This window comes from Aeromicrobium panaciterrae (genome assembly GCF_039537165.1).
Classification (GTDB): Bacteria; Actinomycetota; Actinomycetes; order Propionibacteriales; family Nocardioidaceae; genus Aeromicrobium; species Aeromicrobium panaciterrae.
This window is the reverse complement of sequence record NZ_BAAAZZ010000002.1, coordinates 1,780,489-1,799,744: the sequence shown is the minus strand read 5'-3', so window position 1 is coordinate 1,799,744 and position 19,256 is coordinate 1,780,489. Positions and strand designations below refer to the sequence as shown.

Below are 19,256 nucleotides of genomic sequence, written 5' to 3'. Positions count from 1 at the left end.
TCAGACGATGGTGAAGTTGACTCCGCTGACTTTCACCTTGCGGTCGGCGGGCTCGCGGCCAGCGACGGCCTTGACGTCGACGCCGGTCATCATCTTGACGTCACCCTTCACGAAGCGGGCGGTCCGGGCGCCGATCGCCACCTGGAGGACCCCGTCGACCGTCTCCACCGGGACGTCGAAGAGTGTCGACCACTTCTGGGCCAACGCCTCGGGGTCGGGGTTGCTGACCTCGACGGCGAGCACGTCGTCGATGAGCGGGTTCTCGGACACCTCGGCGTCGATGTCGTCCCAGAACCACTGCTCGGCCTCGGGGATCTCGTCGAGCTCGACGAGGATGCCGAGGTCACCCGGGTGCAGCTGCACGATGCGACGGTCATAGACCACGAGGTCCTCGATGGTGCGGGCACCCAGCGTCTCAGCGCGTTCGAGGAGCGGGCCGAGGGCGGGCACCTGGATGGCCAGGCCGTAGCCGCCACCGCCACCGACCTTGGAGGTCCACTTCGCGATCGGTGCTTCGGGCTTCAGGGCGCCGACGAGCTCGAGGTGCGCTTCGGGGCCGACCCGGAACGTCTCGTCGTCCATGTTGATGCCCTCCAGGAGGGGATCGGCGAAGCCCTTGGCCAGGCCGAAGGCCTCGCGCAGCTCCTTGCTTGCCAGTTCCATGTCGCCCGCGCCGATGATGACCTGGCGAATGATGGGGAAGGTTCCGTTCGTCATCCGATGTTCCTCTCATGTCCGGCCCACCACGGAGCACGAAGCTCACGCTTGAGCACTTTTCCGGAAGGGTTCCGGGGCAGCTCCTTCACCAGCTCGACGCTGGTGGGGCACTTGTAGTGAGCGAGGCGCTCACGGGTGAACGCGATCAGCTCGTCGGGATCGATCGTCTCGCCGGCCTTGGGGACGATCACCGCGTGCGGCGACTCACCCCAGCGCTCGGACGGCACACCGATGACCGCGACTTCCTGTACGGCGGGGTGCGCCATGATCGCGTTCTCGACCTCGGCGGGATAGATGTTCTCGCCGCCCGACATCAGCAGGTCCTTGATGCGGTCCTTGAGGAAGACATAGCCGTCGGCGTCCATGTAGCCGGCGTCGCCCGTACGGAACCACTCGCCAGGCCAGAACGCCTCCCTGGTCTCCTTCTCGAGGCGCCAATAGGCCTTGGTGACACCGGGACCGCGCGTCACGACCTCGCCGACGACGCCGGTGTCACACAACTCACCGGTGTCGGGATCCATGATCGCGACCTCGAGCCCGTCCACCGCCCGGCCCGCCGAGCGAAGCTTGCTGTCGGGACCGACCACGTGGTCCTCGGGGCGCAGGAACGTGGTGACGCCGATTGTCTCGGTGAGGCCATAGCTCTGGGACAGCTGAGCTCCGAAGACCTTCTGGGCGCCGAGCATCACTGTCTCGGAGATCGGTGACCCGCCATAGACGACGTGCTCGACGCTGGAGTAGTCGGCCGCCGACGCCTCCGGGCTGGTGATGAACAGCTGCATCACGGTCGGGACCATGATCACGTGCGTCGCCCGGTGCTGCACCAGGAGGCCCAGCATGTTCTGCGGCGTGACCTCGGTGAACTGCACGATCGTCCCCCCGGCGGCGAGCGCGATGAGCGACCAGCCGCCCGCGGCAATGTGGTAGTAGGGCGTGGGTACGAGGCTCACCGACGAGGTCGACACATCGAACAGTGCGCTGAACGCATCGACGGCCCAGAGGAACCCGGCAACCGTCGTCGTGACGCCCTTGGGGCGGCCCGTGGTGCCGGACGAGTACATCAGCGAGCACAGCGCATCGCCGCCCTGGTCGCGCTTGGGGTCTTCAGCGGGCTGGGCTGCCAACCACGTCTCGTACGCCTGCCATCCGTCGGTGACTTGCGGCTCGGCGGCCTGGGCGAAGACGAGCCGGAGTCCCGACCAGTCAGCCGGCACGGATCCGGTCAGATGGTCCTCGACGAGGATCGCCGCGGGCTCGGCGTCACCGAGGATCCAGGCGATCTCGTCGGGCGCCAGGCGGAAGTTGAGCGGCACGATCACGACGCCGGCCTTGGCCGCTCCGAAGAACAGCTCCCAGTACTCCGTGGCGTTGCGGGCGAGGTAGGCGACCCGGTCGCCGACCGCGAGGCCGTGCGCGACGAGCCCGGCGGCGACGGCGTCCGAGCGCGAGGACAGCTCGCCGTACGTGATGGTGCGACCCTCGCCGACGATCGCGTGCGAGTCGGGGTATGAGGTGCCGTTGGCGCGAATCACCTCGGCGAGCGTGGTCCAGGTGGTCTTCGTCGTCATGCGTCTTCCTCTCGTGCTGGTGTCGAGTCGTCGCGACCGACGATCGTGATGTCGTGACCTGTCAGCACCTCGTGGCACTGGTCACAGCGGAACGTCGCCTCGAACGCCTCGCCGCACGATCGGTGGTGCTGGACAATGGCGGGGCCCTCGGGAGCCACGAACCACTCCTGGCCCCACTGCAACGAGGTCGCGACGACGGGGAAGAAGGCGCGGCCCTTCTCGGTCAGCCTGTACTCCGCCCAGTCGGGGCGCTGTGCGTTCTGCGTCGCGACCAGGATGTCGATCGCCACGAATGCCCGGAGACGCTCGGCGATCAGTGTCGGGGGTGCGCCGAGGCTCGCCTCGAAGTCGGAGAACCGGGTCATACCGCGGAACGCCGCGCCCAGCAGCGCCGAGGCCCAGCGGTTGCCGAACACCATCATGGTCTCGGGGAACAGCCCGGCCGACGTACGGGACGGGTCGGAGTCGGCGCGGCGGCGCGTGGCGGACTCTGGCACCGAGCGCTCCCACGAGCCGCTGGGTCCCCACTCGGCCGCGACGTCCTTGGCCTCGACGGGCTTGCCGCACGCGCCACAGGACAGCAGCGGTGCGAAGTCATGACCGCACAACTCGTGGTGCATCGTCGGGAGCCGCTCGGCGTGCTCCTCGACCCAGCGGCGCTCCCACTCCCAGATGGCCAGCATGAACGGCCAGAGCGCCCGGCTCCGATCCGTGACGACGTACTCCGCCCGCAGCGGATTGGTCTGGTAGATGTTGCGGCGCAGCAGCCCCTCACGCACCAGCAGGTTGAGCCTGCTGGTGAGCACCGAGTTGGACACCGGCAGCGCCGACATGAGCTGGCCGAACCGGCCGACACCCTGCAGCGCCTGCTGGATGATCAACAGCGTCCACTCGTCGCCGAGCAGACCGAGCATCCGGCCCAGCGCATTGGTGCCGCCGGGCTCGAGCTGGGTGGGCTGTGACTCCAAAGCGGAGAAGCCGTCGCTGTCGCTAATCGCTACAACCCCACCGCATCGGCCGCCGTGTCGGCGGTCTGCCACCGTCGCAGGTCGGCACCCGGTGCCCAGGTCGAGTGGGTGCCGCTCGAGATGCGCTCGGGCAGCTTGAGCTTGCAGATCGGTCCGTCCTCGACCCGTGCGGCGTCGAGCACCACGCAGTACGACGCGTCGTCGTTCATGTCGGTCGTCAGCGTCACGAGATAGCCGTCATCCTCCGCGGTGCTGCCTATCCGCGGGGCCATCGCCGACTCGCTGCCGAACACGCCGTCGCCGAACGAGAAGCGCTCCTCCGTGCCCAGCAGCAGATCGTGCTTGACCAGTCCGTCGAACAGGAACCAGGAGGGCTTGCCCGACGCGGCGTACGCGTAGCGGTACTCGCCACCGGTGTAGGCGCCGTTCATCATGCCGAACTCGGTGATGCTGTCGCTGAGCTGCTCCTCCTTGACCAGACCAGTCACCAGGTTGAGCCGCCACCGGTGCAGCCGAGACTGCATGCGGTCGAGGGCGAGGAAGCGGAACGCTCGCTCCCAGGCGTTGCCCATGCCGTTGTCGGCAGGCTCCGGATCGCCCTGGAAGAACCCGTCGAGCACGATCTCGTCGCCGTCCTCGTACGCGTTGACGAAGTGCAGGACGTACGTCGCCTCGGCCTCGAACCACTTGATGTCGGACGTCTGGCCCTTGCGCGGGATCACGGCGAAGCGGGTCGGGGTCTCGGGATGGAAGCGGGCGATGTGCGCGTCCTGCTTGAGCGCCTCGGGCTCCCAGTAGAGCGGGCAGTCGTTGAGGATCGCGTAGTTCTCGGTGAACGCCATGTCGTGCGGGAGGCGGGGCCCCGGCAGCGGTACGTCGACGTAGTGCGTCAGCTCGTTGGCCTCGTCGACGACGCCGTAGTGCATGTAGGGCGCTTGCTTGCTGTAGTTGAAGAACAGCATCTCGCCGGTCCGGTCATCGACCTTGGGGTGAGCGGACACGCCCCACTCGAAGGGGAACTTGCCGCCCCAGGTCTCCTTGCCGAGCGTGTCGCCCGACATCGGGTCGACCCGATAGAGGTCGCCGCACTGGTAGAACGACGTCAACGCGACACCTCGATGAACCAGCACATCGGTGCTCGACGCGTCCTTCATGCGCGTCCGCGCGCCCCACCCGTCCTCGCGCTTGGCGGAGCCCGGGCGTTCGGCAAGTCCGGCCCACAGTGCGCCGCCTGCCTCCTGCTCGGCGAGGAATCCGTCGGTCTTGATGAAGCGGTTGCGGTAGAACGCCTTGCCGTCGCGGAAGCCGACGACGTGGATCATCCCGTCACCGTCGAACGGGTGGTAGTTCTTCAGCGACGGGTGGACGGGGTTCTCGGTGTTGCGGAGGTAGACGCCGTCGAGGTCCGTCGGGATCTCTCCTTCGACGACCTCGAGGTCGTCGGCGTTCCACTCCGTCGTCTGAGGTTGCCACGGGCCCGTGCGGTAGGGGTGGTCGTCGTCCGCCGGAAGGGTGGACAACAGCCGGGCGACAACTTCAACGTCCATCGAGGGACTCCTTCATCTGCGGGTCGAGGTTCATGAGGTGGGTGCGGCGCCGACGACGAGGCTGACCGTCGTGGCGGTGCTGCCACCGAAGTTGAGCGTGCCGAACGTCGTGGCGTCGTCGAGCTGGTAGGCGCCGGCCGTGCCGCTGACCTGCTTGGAGGCGTCGAGCAGCATCCGGACGCCGCTGGCGCCGACCGGATGGCCGCCGCCGATGAGCCCGCCACTGGGGTTGATCGGGAGGGTGCCGCCGGGCTCGATCTCGCCGTTCTCGATCGCCTTCCACGACTCTCCCGGACCCGTGAGGCCGATGTGGTCGATCGCGGCGTACTCGCTGGGCGTGAAGCAGTCGTGCGTCTCGAGCCCGTCGAGCGCCTCGAGCGTGATCCCGGCGCGGTTGAACGCGTCGTTGACCGCATCGCGAAGATGTGGGAGCACGTACGGGTTGTCGCGATCGCGCTCGAGCTTCTGTGACAGGCCGAGGCCGACCGTACGGTGTCCCCAGCCGAGCACCCGGGCGATCGGGGTGGCACCCGGATGGCGCTTGAGGTAGGAGTCCGTGACCAGCACGACGCCGGCGCCGCCATCGGTGACCTGGCTGCAGTCGAAGCGCCGGATGCGGCCGTCGATCACCGGGTTCTTGTCGTCGTCGAGGCCGACACCGTTGACGAGGTCGGGGACGTCCCACTCGCGGGTCTGGGCGTTGGGGTTGCGCCGACCGTTCTTGAAGTTGATCTGGGCGATCGCGCGCAGGTGCACGTCGTCGAGGCCGTAGCGCTCGTCGTACTCCTCGGCGATCTCGCTGAACATGTAGGGCCACATGAATGTGGCCTCCTCACCCTCGTGGCCGATCCACGCGGCGGCGCCGAGGTGCCCTGCCGCATCGTCACCACTGACGGTCTTCTCCAGCTCGATGCCCAGCACCAGCGCGCTGTCGTAGTGGCCTGCGCCGAGATCGGCCATGGCGGAGAGGACGGCGATGCTTCCCGAGGCGCACGCGGCCTCGTGCCGTGACGCGGGCTTGCCCCAGAGCTCGGGGCGTACGGTCGCCGGCATCGCGCCGAGCTGACCCTGGCCCGTGAACAGCTGGCCGAAGGCGTTGGCGACATGGATGACGCCGATGTCGGCGGCGTTGATCGACGCCGCCTCGAGCGTGTGGTCGACGACCTCGGCCGTCAGGTCGGCGAAGTCCTTGCCCTCGCGCGTCAGGTTGCGGGCAAAGTCGCTCTGGTAGCCGCCCAGCACCCAGATGTTCTCGCTCATCACGGTCTCCTCTGCGTCACCCACCGCGTGTTCGAGCGGTGGGGTTGCCAATGTCCGGCAACCGTACTACAACTAACAGAGTATCTCCACTAGCTGAATGAGGATCCATGTCCGAAGCCTTCGTCCTCGACTACGTCAGGACCCCGCGTGGAAAGGCGAGCCCCAAGGGCTCGCTCCACTCCCACTCACCCCTCGACCTGGTCGTCCATCTGCAGCAGTCGCTGGAGAAGCGCAACAGCCTCGACGTCGAGTCGGTGGACGACGTGATCCTGGGCTGCGCCTCACAGGTCGACGAGCAGGGATCCAACATCGCCCGTACGGCTGCGCTCCTCGCGGGCTGGGGCGACAGCGTCCCAGGAGGCACGATCAACCGCTTCTGCGCGTCCGGCGTCGACGCGGTCGGACAGACCGCCGCCCGGATCCGCGCCGACGACCTGTCCCTCGCCGTCGCCGGCGGGGTCGAGAGCGTGTCGCGCGTACCGATGTTCGTCGACCGTGGCCCGCTGTGGGCCGATCCCGCGATCATCACGACGATCGGCTCGGTGCACATGGGCATCGCCGCCGACCTCAACGCGACGATCGAAGGCTTTTCACGCGAGGAGCTCGACGCGTACGGACTCGAGACCCAGCTCAAGGCAGCCAACGCCCGGGCCGACGGCGCGTTCGAACGCTCGCTCATCCCGGTGCCCTCGAACGAGGGCGGGCCGGGTCTCGACCACGACGAGCTCGTACGACCGGGCACGACGCTGGAAGGCCTCGCCGAGCTTCCGCCGGCATTTGCCGAGCTCGGCGAGAAGGGCCAGGACGCGATCGCCCTCGGCGCCTACAACGGAGTGGACTCGATCTCGCACCTGCACACCGTCGGCACGTCTCCCGCCATGGCCGATGCCAGTGCCCTGCTGCTGCTCGGCAGCGCGAAGGCGGCCGAGAAGGCCGGGCTCGCGCCGCGGGCCCGCATCGTCGGCGCGGCGTCGACGTCGGTCAACGCCGTGGTGATGCTGACCGCAGGGCAGAGCGCCGTCGAGCAGGTCATCGCCCGGGCCGGTCTCACCGCCAACGACATCGACGTGTTCGAGTTCGCCGAAGCGTTCTCGGCGCTGTGCCTGCGCTTCCGCCGCGACCTCGACGTCGGACCCGAACGCCTCAACCCCAACGGCGGCACGATGGCGATGGGACACGCGTTCGGCGCCACCGGCGCGATCCTCGTCGGCAGCTGCATCGAGGAGCTCGAGCGACGCGACGGCCGCTACGGCGTCGCCGCCGTGAGTGGTGCGGCAGGGCTCGGCGTGGCCGTGCTGGTCGAGCGGATCGCCTCATGAGCACGCTCGACGGCCAGGTCGCGATCGTCACGGGTGGCGGCAAGGGACTGGGCCGCGCGTTCGCCATTCACCTGGCCGAGCTGGGCGCGGCGGTCGTCGTCAACAATCGCAACCGCGTCGTCGACGCCGACGGCCGCAGTGCCGCCGACTACGTCGTCGACGAGATCGTCGCAGCGGGCGGCCGGGCTGTCGCCAACTACGGCGATGTGTCCGACCCAGCGACCGCCGACGCGCTGGTCGCGGCGGCTCTCGACACCTGGGGACGGCTCGACATCTGCGTCACCAGCGCCGCGATCAGCGGTCCGCAGATGTTCCACAGCACGACCGCCGACAACTTCGCCCATGTCATGGCGATCAACGTCACCGGTACGGCACTCGTCACTGCCGCCTCGATGAAGGTCATGCGCGAGGCCGGTCGCGGGCGCATCATCATGATCGCGTCGACCGCAGGCCTGCACGGCGAGCCGACCGTCTCCGCGTACGCCGCCAGCAAGGGTGCCATCATCGCGCTGGCCCGCACGGCAGCGGCAGAGGGTGCGCGACGCGGCGTCCTGACGAACGTGCTGCTCCCCTACGCCACGACGCAGATGACCGAGGAGGGCATGGATCCCCGCTTCGCCGAGGCGATGCGGGCCGAGCTCGTCGCCCCCGTCGTGGGAGCACTCGCCGACCCCACGTCGACGATCAACGGCCAGGTCATCGTGGCCGCCGGCTCGGGCATGCGCGTCGCCGACTCCGTCGAGGGTGGCACCGTCATGCTGACCGACAGCCTGACGCCTGACGACCTCCAGTCGCTGATCGACAAGAGCCGGGCCGGCTCGCCCCACACGTACGAGCACGCCCTCGAGGCATTCAAGGACTTCGCCTCAGAGCTCGTCTGACCTGACCCACAACCCGAAAGAAATCCCATGAATGATGTGCCCTGGGGCGACCTCGCCCTCAACTTCCTGATCGTCGCCGCCGCCCTGACGGTGTTCATCGCCGCGATCATGGCGACCGCCATCCGCATCAAGAACCAGTCGATCATCGACATCTACTGGGGACCCGGGTTCGTCGTCGCGGCCGTGGTCTCCTACCTCGTCTCGGCCGGCGACGGCGGCGACGACACCCGGCGCCTCGTGGTCCTCCTCCTCACCGCCGCGTGGGGACTGCGACTCGGCCTCTACATCGGCATCCGCAACACCGGACACGGTCAGGACAAGCGCTACACCGCGCTGATGCGCAAGCAGGAGGGCTCGCTCATCGGGTTCCTGATCCGCAAGATCTACGGACTGCAGGGCGTGCTGATGCTGATCATCTCGATCCCGGTCCAGTTCGCGATGTACCAGAACGAGAAGCTCGGCGTCATCGGCACGATCGGCATCGTGGTGTGGGCCATCGGGTTCCTGTTCGAGGCCGTCGGCGACTGGCAGCTCGCCCGGTTCAAGGCCGATCCGGCCAACGAGGGCAAGATCATGGACCGCGGCCTGTGGGCGTGGACGCGTCACCCCAACTACTTCGGTGACACGGTCGTCTGGGCCGGCCTGTTCCTTCTCGCACTCGGCGAGTGGTGGGGACTCATCACGATCATCGCGCCGCTCATCATGACCAAGCTTCTCCTCTCCTACAGCGGCAAGGCGCTGCTCGAGAGGAGCATGCGCCGCAGCAAGGGCGAGGCGTTCGACGCGTACGTCGCCAAGACCAGCGGCTTCTTCCCGATGCCGCCGCGCCGCCAGCCGTCCGGAGCGGACACCGGGGCCTGATGCAGGGCACGATCGGGCTGGCCGAGCTGTTCGACCTGGACCAGACCGGCGAAGACACCTGGGTCGGACGCACCGACGGCATACGCCTTCCCCAGCTGTTCGGCGGCCAGCTCGTCGGCCAGTCGCTCATCGCGGCCGGCGCAAGTGTCGACGGCAAGGACGTTCACTCGGTTCATACGACGTTCCTGCGCGGAGGTGCGTCCAACGTGCCTGTGACGTTCCGCGTCGAGCGCCTGCGGGATGGTCGGCAGATCTCCACACGCGAGGTCAGTGCATGGCAGGGCGACCGGCTGCTGTGTCGGTCGATCGTGTCGTGCGCCGAGCCGTCTGACGGCATCTCGCACAGCAGGCCCGCACCGACCACCCCCGGACCGGACGACTGCCCCGACATCCGGGAGGTCGCCGCCGTCGATGGTGGCCTGGGCGAGTTCTGGGACGACTTCGGATCGGTCGAGGTACGCCTCGCGCCGGACGTTCCCGGCCAGATCACGCACTCGGCATCTCCTGCCAACGGCGTCTGGATGCGGTCGGTCGACCAGCTCTCCGACGATCCGCTGGTGCATCGGGCGGCCTTGGCGTACGCCAGCGATCTCATGCTGATGTCCACCGCCGTCACCCCGCACGGGCACACGCCGGGCTTTGAGCGATCACTCGCCCGCACCTGGAGCGCGGTGTCGCTCGACCACACCATGTGGTTCCGCGGATTCCCGCGCGCCGACGAGTGGATGTTGTTCGAGCACACGACCCCCATGGCCGACGCGGGCCGTGCCCTCATCGAGGCCGCGGTGTTCGACCACGACGGGACGTCCATCTGCCACGTCGCCCAGGAAGCCCTGTTCCGACACAACTGACCCTGCACGCACCCAACCCACGGAGGACCCATGTCCAGCGAGATCCACCCCAACATCCAGCTCCTCGACCGCATCATCGTTGCCGCTGAGGCGGGCGACCCGGCCGACATCTTCAACGTCTATGCACCTGACGCCGTGATCTGGCACAACCACGACCTCAAGGAGCAGACCGTCGAGGAGAACGCCAAGGTCCTGGTCGCCATGGATCGCTGGGTCAGCGACCGTACGTACTCCGACCGACGCGTCACGGCGTACGACGGCGGCGCGGTGCAGCGGCACGTGCTGCGCGGCACCAACCGTTCGACCGGCGAGGAGGTCACGCTTCACGCGTGCGCCGTGATCACGGTCAACGACGAGGGCCGCATCACCCGCCTCGACGAGTACTTCGACTCCGCCGAGGCAGCGAAGTTCAGCGCCCACTGACTCAGACGAAGAAGTCGGTCAACGCCGCGAGCCACTCCTTGGGCGCCTCGTGCCACAAGGCGTGGCTCGCCTCGATGCCGACCCGGATCGCGTCCGGACGGATCTCGAGCAGGTCGGCTGAGTGGCCGGGATGCACCAGGCCGTCGTGCTCGGGCACGACGACGAGCAACGGCTGCGTCGTCGACCGGAGTGCGTCGGCAGAATCGACTCGGCGGATCAGGTCGAGGTGTGCGCGCGTACCGGCCGGCAGCGACTCGCCGAACGCCTGGGCCGCGAGACCGACCCATCGCGGGCCCCGCTTGTCGATCGTCTCGGGCATGAACGCCGTGCTGAGGATGAACCGGCCGTTCTGCTCCTCCGTGCCGTCGGCCAGCAGCCCGTCCCAGAGCTCGAGGAGCGAGAGCATCGACGGTCGGGGCGTGGCGAACCCGGCACACAGCGCGAAGGCCGACACCCGATCCGGATGGGCCGCCGCGAGGTGCGTCGCGATCGTGGTGCCCATCGAGTAGCCGCACACTGCCGCAGTGGCGATGCCGAGGTCGTCGAGCACCGCCGCCAGCTGGTCGGCGATCGCCACCGCGTCCAACGGCTCGTCTCCCACGGGCGACCCCCCGACTCCGGGCAACGACGGGGCGATCACCGTGAACGTCGACGCGAGCTCGTCAAGGAACGGGAAGTTGTCCCGCGGCGAGCCACCGGCACCGTGCACCATCATCAGCGCGGGTCCGCTGCCGAGGACTTCGACGTCGAGTGGTGTTTTCACGAAGCCAGCCTAGGGTGCTGACTCATCCTCATCAGGTGCGGCCAGCTCGCCCTCGGGCAGGAGCACACCGTCCGTCGTCCTCCACGACACCCAGGCTCGATCACCTGGGCGCACCGCCGAGGCTGTCGTGACCGCCTCGCGTACGAGTCCCTCCGTGCCGTCGGGAAGACGCAGCGCAAACTTGCGCGTCGAACCCAGGTAGACCTCCTCGAGCACGTCGATCTCGATCGCCTCGCGACTGTCGTCGGGTTGGTCCTTGCTCAGGATCAAACGCTCCGGCCGCACCATCACACCGGCTCGGCTGCCCGCCGGCAGGGTCCCGGCCACGCGCAACCGTGCAGAGCCGACGGCCAGGAACGTCCCCCGCGTGTCGTGCTCGACGGTCCCACGCACGATGGTCGACTCCCCGAGGAACGTCGCGATGAACATGGTCTCGGGGCGCTCGTAGAGGTCGATACCGGTGCCGACCTGCTCGATGTGTCCGCGGTTGAACACGGCGATGCGGTCGGAGAGGGCCAGCGCCTCCTCCTGGTCGTGGGTCACGAACACGACGGTGCTGCCGACCTCCCGGTGGATGCGGCGCAGCTCGAGCTGCATCTGGTCGCGCAGCTTGCGATCGAGGGCGCCGAGCGGCTCGTCCATGAGCAGCACGGGTGGCTGGTAGGCGATGGCCCGGGCGAGGGCGACGCGCTGCTGCTGGCCGCCCGACAGCTGCGAGGGACGCCGGTGTCCCATGCCGGCAAGGTCCACCGTCTCGAGCGCCTGGGTGACCAGACGCGTGCGAGTCGCCCGGTCGATGTTGCGCTGACGCAGGCCGAAGCCCACATTGGCCGCCACGTCGAGGTGCGGGAAGAGCGCGTAGTTCTGGAACACCACGCCAAGGTTGCGCTCGTGGGCGGGCGTACGACTCAGGTCGACGCCGCCCACCTCGATGCGACCCGCGTCGGGCTTCTCGAAGCCCGCGAGCAGGTTGAGCGTCGTCGTCTTGCCCGAACCCGACGGGCCGAGCAGAGTGACGAACTCGCCGGGCTCGATGGACAGGGTGACGTCATCGACGGCAACGACGGGTCCATACTGGCGGCGCAAGCCGGTCAGATCGATCGCGGCGCCACGGGCGGCTGAGGAATCGTTCACAGGAGAGGCCCTCTCTCGGTAGTGGTGCGACGTCCGAGAATCGTCAGCGCGGCACAGAGGACCACGGTCGTGGTCAGCAGGATGACGGTCGCCGCGGCGGCGATCGTCGGGTCGGTGTCGCGAGTCATCGACGACCACATCAGGACCGGAAGGGTGCTGAGGTCCGGTGTCTGGATGAACAACGACATCACCAAGTTGTCGAGCGACAGGATGAAGGCGAACAGGGTGCCGGCCAACAGCCCCGGCAGGATCAGGGGCACGGTGACGCGGCGCGCGGTCATCCACGGACCGGCCCCCAGGCTGGCGGCGGCACGCTCCAGGTTGGGATCGAACCCGGCGAGGCTCGCGGTGACCGTCGTGACGACGAGCGGGATTCCCAAGGTGGCATGGGCCAGCACGAATCCCGTGAGCGTGCCGACCAGGCCGATCTTGAGGAAGAACGAGTAGAGGCCGACCGCGAGCACGATCTCGGGGACGATCAGCGGGATCAGCAGCGTCGACCGGACGACCTCCCGGTTGATCGAGCGGAGGAACCGCCGCAGTCCGAGAGCCGCTGCCGTACCGACGACGGACGCCGTGAGTGCCGACAGCGTGGCGATCAGCAGTGAGTTGCCGAACGTCGTGCGCCACGCCGGCTCCTCGACGAGCTGTCGATACCAGCGAAGCGACCAGCCGCTGGGTGGGAACCGGAACGAGGCCTGGTCGCCGAGGCTGACCGGGATGACGATGAGTGTCGGGACGATGAGCAGGAGAACCGCGAAGAGCGCCGCCGCCCACACGAGCAGGCGTCCGGGCCTACGCATCTGACGTCCTCGAACCGAGCAGGCGCCGCATGAGGGCGGCGATGCCGAGGACCATCAGCGTGATGGCCAGCAGGAAGGCCGCCAGCGCAGCTCCGCGGCCGAAGTTGAGGAGTGTGCCGACCTGCTGGAACACCGCCTGGCCGACGAGTGAGGTGGTGGGCGAGCCGAGCAGCGCCGGGGCGACGTAGAAACCGAGGCTCATGATGAACACGATGAGACAGCCGGCCCCGACTCCCGGCAGCGACAGCGGCAGGAAGATGCGGGCGAACGCCTCGCGGGGCGAGGCGCCGAGGCTCTCGGCAGCGCGCAGGAGGGACGGGTCGATCCCGCGCATCGTGGCGTACATCGGAAGGACCATGAACGGCAGCAGGAGCTGGACCATCGCGATGCGCGGAGCCCAGACGGAGCCCAGAATGGCGCCGTCGAAGCCGAACGGTTGGAGGACCGACTCCACGATGCCGTCGGGCTGGAAGAGGATCAGCCACGCGAACACGCGCACCAGGAAGCTGGTCCAGAACGGAAGGACGACGAGCAGCAGCAGCACCGACCGCGCGCGGGCACTCCGGGTCGTTGCCATGACGTACGCGAGCGGGTAACCCACCAGGACGCACATGCCGGCGACGATCAGCGCCGTCACGATCGTGCGCCAGATGATCTTCAGGTAGACGGGGTTGTCGAACACCCACGCGTACGGGCTCTGGCCGTTGTCGCGCTGGGTGATCGAGTCGAGCAGTGCAAGCACCAGGGGATAGAGCGCGACAAAGCCGATGATGACCAAGCCGGGCACCACCAGAGCCGGCGCGAGACGTCGTCTCGCACCGGCTCCGACGAAGGGGCTCGAATCAGCCATTGATCCAGGTCGTCCACTTGTCGATGTAGTCTGCGACGTTCTTGCCCCAGAACTCGCTGTCGATCGTGACCGGGTCCTTGAACGGAGCAACGTTGGCCTGGAACTCGCCCGTGACCTTGTCGACCTTCGGCTTGGAGTTGACGTTGGTGCCGGGGTAGCCCGAGCCCTCGGTCGTCTTGGTCGAGGCTTCCTCACCCAGTGCGAAGTTGATCAGCGACATCGCGGCGACCGGGTTGGGTGCACTCTTGGGCACGACGAGGACGTCGTACTGCAGCAGCGGGCGATCGTGGACGGCCTTCCAGTTGGCGCCTGCCTTGACGCCGTTGAGCACGCGTCCCGACCAGAAGATGCCCATGTCGGCCTGTCCGGACTCCACCATCTGCTGAGCCTGAGCACCGGTCGTCCAGAACACCAACGAGCTCTTGATCGTGTCGAGCTTCTTGAGCGCCCGGTCGACGTCGAGCGGGTAGAGATCGCTTGCCGCGACTCCGTCGGCCATGAGGGCTGCCTCGAAGATCGCGACCGGGTTGCCGGCGTAGACGCCGCGCTTGCCCGGGAACGTCTTGGTGTCGAAGAAGTCGGCCCAGGTCTGCGGAGCCGTCTTCAGCTTGTCGGCGTTGTAGGCGAAGATGTTGCCGGTTCCGACGATCGGCACGGCGCAGTCGGTGCCCTTGTTGTCCTCGGGCAGCTGCGAGCGGTCGATGATCTTGTCGTCGAGCTTGCGCAGCAGCGTCCCGCAGTTGGCGGCGGCCCAGCTGTCCTCGACGTCGACGACGTCCCAGGTGCCCTTGCCGGCCGTGACCTGCGCCTTGAGCTTGGCGTAGTCGGTCGGCGAGTCCTGGGTGATCTTGGCGCCCGACTTCGTCGCCCATGGCGTGAGGATGCCGACCTGCAGCTTCTGGATGTCGCCGCCGTAGCCGACGAACTGCACTGACTGACCCTTGAGGACTCCGTCCTTGACGACTCCGGCCTCAGGCGCTCCCCCGAGATCGCCTGCGGTCAGGCCGCTCTCGTCCGACGATGACCCGCCACATGCGGCGAGGACCACCATGGCGGCCGCTGCCGACAGGGCAAGTGCTGACCTGCGTGAACTGATGCTCATGTCTCTCACTCTTTCATTCCGGGGGTGGGGTTGACGGTGCTCTTCTCGCGCGGTGGCTTGAAGTCGGTGGAGGTGCGGGGCAGGCACAGGCCGAGCCAGTCCGCGACCATGCCGGGCTTGTCCGAGCCCGTGGCGGCGATCGTGCAGCGGTAGCGCATCAGATATCCGCCGTTGCGTGGTGTCGCCTCGACAATCTCGACGCTGAACGAGAGCTCGTCGTTGATCGTCATCGATGACGGGAAACGTACGCGGTCGACCCCGTAGTTGTAGGAGAAGCACTCCGTCGGGTCGACCCGGATGCACTGGTGCAGGAGGAAGTCGCACAACGAGAGGCTGTGGAACCCCTCGATCATCCCGTCGGGGTAGTCGGTGGCGAGGGTCTCCTCGTACACCGCAGTCACGCCGGTGACGTCCTCGAACGTGTCGATCTCGTCCTGGTTGACCCGGAAGGAGTCGACCGTGAACGTGCTGCCGACGATGTCGGGCAGCTCAGCCATCGAGAGGATGCGGGGGCTCATGCGGTCTCCTTCGTCCGGTCCCAGGAGGACTCGGTGGTGTGTCGGCCGTCCACCTTGAGGGCGGCCTTGAGGATGCGTTGCGACGGGGTACGTGGGAAGGGTTCGGTGCGCAGCTCGACGTACCGGGGAACCTTGTGGGGCGCGAGACGCTCGTGGGTGAACGCGATGAGCTCGGCGATGTCGATGTCGTCGGACGTCGGCAGCACGTACGCCTTGACCTCTTCGCCGCGCAGCTCGTCCTCGACCGGCACGACGGCGACATCCTGGACGCCCGGGTGGAGGCGAAGGATCTCCTCGACCTCGAACGGTGCGATGTTCTCGCCGGCACGGCGGATGATCTCCTTGAGCCTGCCGCGGAAGTAGTAGACGCCGTGGACGTCGCGCTCGATCTCGTCGCCGGTGCGGTAGAAGTCGCCGTGGGTGATGCGCTCGGTCTCGGCGGGCTGGTTGAGGTAGCCCGCCATCATGTAGGGGCCGTCGACCGCGAGCTCACCGATCGCCGCACCCTCGAGGGTGTTGCCCTCGGGGTCGAGCAGCACGGCCCGCAGCTCCGGGACGGGAAGGCCCAGCGCACCCGAGCCGACGTACGCCTCGCCGAGGCCGGGCGGCATCAGGATGTTGGGACCTGTCTCGGAGAGACCGTACGCCTCCAGCCACGGGAATCCGAAGCGCTCGATCAGCTCGGCGTGCTGCTTGGGCGGGATGCCGATCTGGATCGCCAGGCGTACCGAATGGTCGCGCTCGTCGGGACCGGGCTGACGCTTGAGCAGGAGGTTGGGGATCGCGCCGATGCCGACCAGCACGGTGACGCCGTTGTTGCGGACCACGTCCCAGAACCGGGAGACGCTGAACTTGCGCATCGACACGAAGGACGCGCCGGTCACGATGCTGACCGTCATCATCCAGATCGCGTCGCCGTAGAAGAACAGCAGCGGGTTGAGGATCTTGTCGTCCTCGGAGAAGTCGTAGACCCGCACGTTGACGTCCGCGTAGCGGACGAGCTCGCCCTGGACGTGCGCGCACCCCTTGGGGATGCCGGTGGTTCCCGACGTGTAGGTGATCGAGGTGACGGTGCTGAGCGGCGGCGGGGCCGTCAGCAGGTCGCGTGGCGAGTGGCCGGAGTACAACCCGGCGAGGCCGTCCGGCTCCGGGCCGTCGACCAGGTGCACGAGCTCGAGATCGGGGCAGTCGGCCAGCGCCGCGCGAAGCACCGGGTCACTCGAGGAGTCCGAGATTGCGACGCGGGCCCCCGAGTCGCGCAGCATGTGAACGACCTCGGACGTACGCCCCGCAGGGTTCATGCTCACCATCGCGTGACCGGTGCTGAGCAGCGCGAGCCAGGCGATGAAGAACTCGGCGCGGTTGCCGATCGCCATCGCGATGGGGTCCGATGTCGGGACCGTCGCCATTGCCCAGCCGGCAACCTTCTCGGCGCGCTCGAGAACCTCGGCATTCGTCACGACGGTGCCGTCCTCGAACGTGATGAACGCGCGATCGGGGCGAGCCTTCAGCAGCGGTACGAAGGTCTCGACGAGCGGGACCTCGGCAACGACTTGCCAAGCCTTGGTGTCGCTCCAGCGGTAACTCCCGGTTTCGGGGTCGAGGATCGCGGCGATCGTGCTCATCTGTGTCTGGCTGCCCTTCGATGTGATGTGTGTAACAGACGTTGTACAACATCTGTTGCATAAAAGGGAAGTGAAACGGCCAAATGAAATCGCGCCGACACCCAAATGTGACCTGGAGCGGTCAGGAAGCGGCGCTGGACTCCGTGATGCCGAGCGACGTGAGCATCGCTTCGGCGGCCTCCATCTGGCGCTCCGGAGGCCAGCTGTCCTGGTGCTCCACCGCGAGCAGGATGACCCCGGTCACGAACACCCGCAGCAGCTCGACCACCGATTCGCGCCGGTCATCGGGCACGAGGTCGCTGAGGTGCTCGCGGAGGTCCTCACGCATCGACTCGTCGTACCCTCGCGCTGTCTTCTCGAGACTGGGTGCGGCGTGCCGCTCTGCGAGCAGCCTGATGCGCGCGATCTCGCGACGGATGCCCTCGGGGCGGGTGGGCAGCGCCCACTGGAGATAGCCCCGCAGCCGGCCGACGGGGTCGTTCGCGCCCGCCTCCATCGCAGCGGCCTCGGACCGGCCGAGCTCGATGAGTCGCGCAGCGACGCCCTCGAAGATCGCCTGCCGCGTCGGGTAGTAGTGCGTCACCAGGGTCACGGAGCCACCGAGCCGGCGCGCGACCTCGCGAATCGTCACCGCGGTCGGCCCCCCCTCGGCGATGAGCTCGATCGTGATCGTCACGATCTGGTCGCGACGGTCGTCATGGTCGACCTGGCGTGGCATGAGACGTCCTGTCCTGTCGTGGAGCGGGAGACGGTACCCGCTGGCTGACAGAGTCTCACGCAGCTCCACGCGACATCCGGCGGTGCCGGGTTCTGGTGGGACCGGGCTCGCGTCAGCCCCCGTCGCGCAGCTGCGCCGAGAGCGGGCAGTCGAACGGGTCGCGTGCGCGCAGGCCGACGTTGTTGAGGTAGTCGACGACGATCGCGTACGAATGGAAGAGCCCGACCTCCATGTAGTCGATGCCTTCACGCTCGCAGTGCGCTCGTACGAGCGGCTGCGCCTTCTTGAGGTTGCAGCGCGGCATGCTCGGGAACAGGTGATGCTCGATCTGGTAGTTGAGCCCGCCCATGGCCCAGTCGACGACGGGGTTGCCCTTCACGTTGCGCGAGACCATGACCTGGCGGCGCAGGAAGTCGAGCTTCATCTCGGGAGGGATGATCGGCATTCCCTTGTGCGCCGGCGCGAACGAGGCGCCGAGGCAGAAGCCGAAGACCGCCATCTGGATCGCGAAGAAGGCCGCCGCCTTGCCCAGCGGGAGGAACGCCAGCAGGATCGCAACGTACGCGACGAGTCGGGTGACCACGAGGAACAGCTCGAGGCGACGCCACGGCTGGTTGGACGACTTGTCGCGTGCGGCACGGATGCTCTCCGCGTGCAGGTTGAGGCCCTCGAGCGTCAGCAGCGGGAAGAACAGCCAGCCCTGCCGCTTGACGAACCAGCCGGAGAACCCGCTCGTACGCTGCGCGACGATTCCGGGAGTGAACGCGATGGCACCCGGACCGATGTCGGGGTCGTAGCCCTCGAGGTTGGGGCCCTTGTGGTGCATGTTGTGCTTCGAGCGCCACCACGCGAAGCTCAGCCCCGCGAAGGCGCTGGCGAGGATGCGGGCGGTCCACGAGTTCCACGTCCCGGAGGTGAACATCTGCCGGTGCGCCGCGTCGTGACCGAGGAACCCGAACTGGGTGACGATCACGCCGAGGGCGGCGGCGAGGATCAGCTGGAACCACGAGTTGCCGAGCAGGAAGAAGCCCACCCAGATCGCGAAGAACGCGGCGACGTGGGCACCGATCTGCCACCAGTAATAGGTGTGGCGCCGCTCGAGGAGGCCCGCATCCTTCACGTCCTGCATGAGGTCGGTGAAATGGCTGACGTACTGCTCGTTCGGAGCGGGTTGGTGAATTTGTTGCGTCATGTGCGGCCCCTTTCCCACGGACCGTGCATCGCATCGTCGCGGCCGTACGCCGCGGACTGACTACGCACTTTCAGCATGGCACAACATCCGGCACCCGCGACCCCGGGAAGCCACCCAGTTGTCCCCCGGGATTGTGCCCACGTAGGGGCCATCAGC

The 19,256-nt window shown here is 67.7% G+C and carries 19 protein-coding genes; 5 read left to right on the top strand and 14 right to left on the bottom strand.

Going from position 1 to position 19,256, the window contains the following annotated elements; translation table 11 throughout:
* The 5 genes from ABD683_RS09715 to ABD683_RS09695 are packed head-to-tail and all read right to left on the bottom strand — an operon-like array spanning position 1 to position 6,060.
* Positions 1-717, bottom strand: coding sequence for a VOC family protein (locus ABD683_RS09715; protein WP_344769473.1), 717 nt, complete (start codon positions 715-717; stop codon positions 1-3).
* Positions 714-2,285: a long-chain-fatty-acid--CoA ligase gene (locus ABD683_RS09710; protein WP_344769471.1), complete on the bottom strand. Its 1,572-nt coding sequence runs from the start codon at positions 2,283-2,285 to the stop codon at positions 714-716. The genes ABD683_RS09715 and ABD683_RS09710 overlap by 4 nt, the downstream gene beginning before the upstream one ends.
* Positions 2,282-3,253, bottom strand: a complete 972-nt coding sequence (locus tag ABD683_RS09705) for a winged helix-turn-helix transcriptional regulator (protein WP_344769470.1) — start codon at positions 3,251-3,253, stop codon at positions 2,282-2,284. The genes ABD683_RS09710 and ABD683_RS09705 overlap by 4 nt, the downstream gene beginning before the upstream one ends.
* A gap of 29 nt (positions 3,254-3,282) precedes the next feature.
* On the bottom strand, positions 3,283-4,800 hold the full coding sequence (locus ABD683_RS09700) for a carotenoid oxygenase family protein (RefSeq protein ID WP_344769468.1): 1,518 nt from the start codon (positions 4,798-4,800) through the stop codon (positions 3,283-3,285).
* A gap of 30 nt (positions 4,801-4,830) precedes the next feature.
* A complete protein-coding gene (locus tag ABD683_RS09695; protein WP_344769466.1) occupies positions 4,831-6,060 on the bottom strand; it encodes an acetyl-CoA acetyltransferase in 1,230 nt (409 codons plus the stop codon).
* Between the two features lie 107 nt (positions 6,061-6,167).
* Here ABD683_RS09695 and ABD683_RS09690 point away from each other — a divergent pair, with 107 nt between their 5' ends.
* Genes ABD683_RS09690 through ABD683_RS09670 form a run of 5 tightly spaced genes read left to right on the top strand, consistent with a single transcriptional unit; the run spans position 6,168 to position 10,395 of the window.
* Positions 6,168-7,379: an acetyl-CoA C-acyltransferase gene (locus ABD683_RS09690; RefSeq protein WP_344769464.1), complete on the top strand. Its 1,212-nt coding sequence runs from the start codon at positions 6,168-6,170 to the stop codon at positions 7,377-7,379.
* Positions 7,376-8,260, top strand: coding sequence for an SDR family NAD(P)-dependent oxidoreductase (locus tag ABD683_RS09685; RefSeq protein ID WP_344769462.1), 885 nt, complete (start codon positions 7,376-7,378; stop codon positions 8,258-8,260). Before ABD683_RS09690 ends, ABD683_RS09685 begins: the two co-directional genes overlap by 4 nt.
* Positions 8,261-8,287: 27 nt before the next feature.
* Positions 8,288-9,121 carry a DUF1295 domain-containing protein gene (locus tag ABD683_RS09680; protein WP_344769461.1) on the top strand — a complete coding sequence of 278 codons (834 nt, stop codon included), beginning with the start codon at positions 8,288-8,290 and terminating at the stop codon, positions 9,119-9,121.
* Complete coding sequence (locus tag ABD683_RS09675; protein ID WP_344769460.1) at positions 9,121-9,972, top strand: acyl-CoA thioesterase; 852 nt, start codon at positions 9,121-9,123, stop codon at positions 9,970-9,972. The genes ABD683_RS09680 and ABD683_RS09675 overlap by 1 nt, the downstream gene beginning before the upstream one ends.
* A 30-nt stretch (positions 9,973-10,002) precedes the next feature.
* On the top strand, positions 10,003-10,395 hold the full coding sequence (locus ABD683_RS09670) for a nuclear transport factor 2 family protein (RefSeq protein ID WP_344769458.1): 393 nt from the start codon (positions 10,003-10,005) through the stop codon (positions 10,393-10,395).
* Between the two features lies 1 nt (position 10,396).
* Here ABD683_RS09670 and ABD683_RS09665 read toward each other — a convergent pair whose 3' ends face one another.
* From ABD683_RS09665 to ABD683_RS09625, 9 genes are all read right to left on the bottom strand, one after another.
* Positions 10,397-11,158, bottom strand: a complete 762-nt coding sequence (locus ABD683_RS09665; RefSeq protein ID WP_344769457.1) for an alpha/beta fold hydrolase — start codon at positions 11,156-11,158, stop codon at positions 10,397-10,399.
* Between the two features lie 9 nt (positions 11,159-11,167).
* On the bottom strand, positions 11,168-12,292 hold the full coding sequence (locus ABD683_RS09660) for an ABC transporter ATP-binding protein (RefSeq protein WP_344769455.1): 1,125 nt from the start codon (positions 12,290-12,292) through the stop codon (positions 11,168-11,170).
* Complete coding sequence (locus ABD683_RS09655; RefSeq protein WP_344769453.1) at positions 12,289-13,095, bottom strand: ABC transporter permease; 807 nt, start codon at positions 13,093-13,095, stop codon at positions 12,289-12,291. The genes ABD683_RS09660 and ABD683_RS09655 overlap by 4 nt, the downstream gene beginning before the upstream one ends.
* Positions 13,088-13,945, bottom strand: a complete 858-nt coding sequence (locus tag ABD683_RS09650; RefSeq protein ID WP_344769451.1) for an ABC transporter permease — start codon at positions 13,943-13,945, stop codon at positions 13,088-13,090. The genes ABD683_RS09655 and ABD683_RS09650 overlap by 8 nt, the downstream gene beginning before the upstream one ends.
* A complete protein-coding gene (locus ABD683_RS09645; protein ID WP_344769449.1) occupies positions 13,938-15,047 on the bottom strand; it encodes an extracellular solute-binding protein in 1,110 nt (369 codons plus the stop codon). The genes ABD683_RS09650 and ABD683_RS09645 overlap by 8 nt, the downstream gene beginning before the upstream one ends.
* 5 nt (positions 15,048-15,052) lie before the next feature.
* Positions 15,053-15,565 carry a hotdog family protein gene (locus tag ABD683_RS09640; RefSeq protein ID WP_344769447.1) on the bottom strand — a complete coding sequence of 171 codons (513 nt, stop codon included), beginning with the start codon at positions 15,563-15,565 and terminating at the stop codon, positions 15,053-15,055.
* The gene (locus tag ABD683_RS09635; protein ID WP_344769445.1) at positions 15,562-17,190 is read right to left on the bottom strand and encodes a class I adenylate-forming enzyme family protein; all 1,629 of its coding nucleotides are present in this window, start codon (positions 17,188-17,190) and stop codon (positions 15,562-15,564) included. Before ABD683_RS09635 ends, ABD683_RS09640 begins: the two co-directional genes overlap by 4 nt.
* A gap of 121 nt (positions 17,191-17,311) precedes the next feature.
* Positions 17,312-17,908, bottom strand: coding sequence for a TetR/AcrR family transcriptional regulator (locus ABD683_RS09630; RefSeq protein WP_344769443.1), 597 nt, complete (start codon positions 17,906-17,908; stop codon positions 17,312-17,314).
* Positions 17,909-18,020: 112 nt separating this feature from the next.
* A complete protein-coding gene (locus ABD683_RS09625) occupies positions 18,021-19,100 on the bottom strand; it encodes a fatty acid desaturase family protein (protein WP_344769442.1) in 1,080 nt (359 codons plus the stop codon).
* Positions 19,101-19,256: the final 156 nt, after the last annotated feature.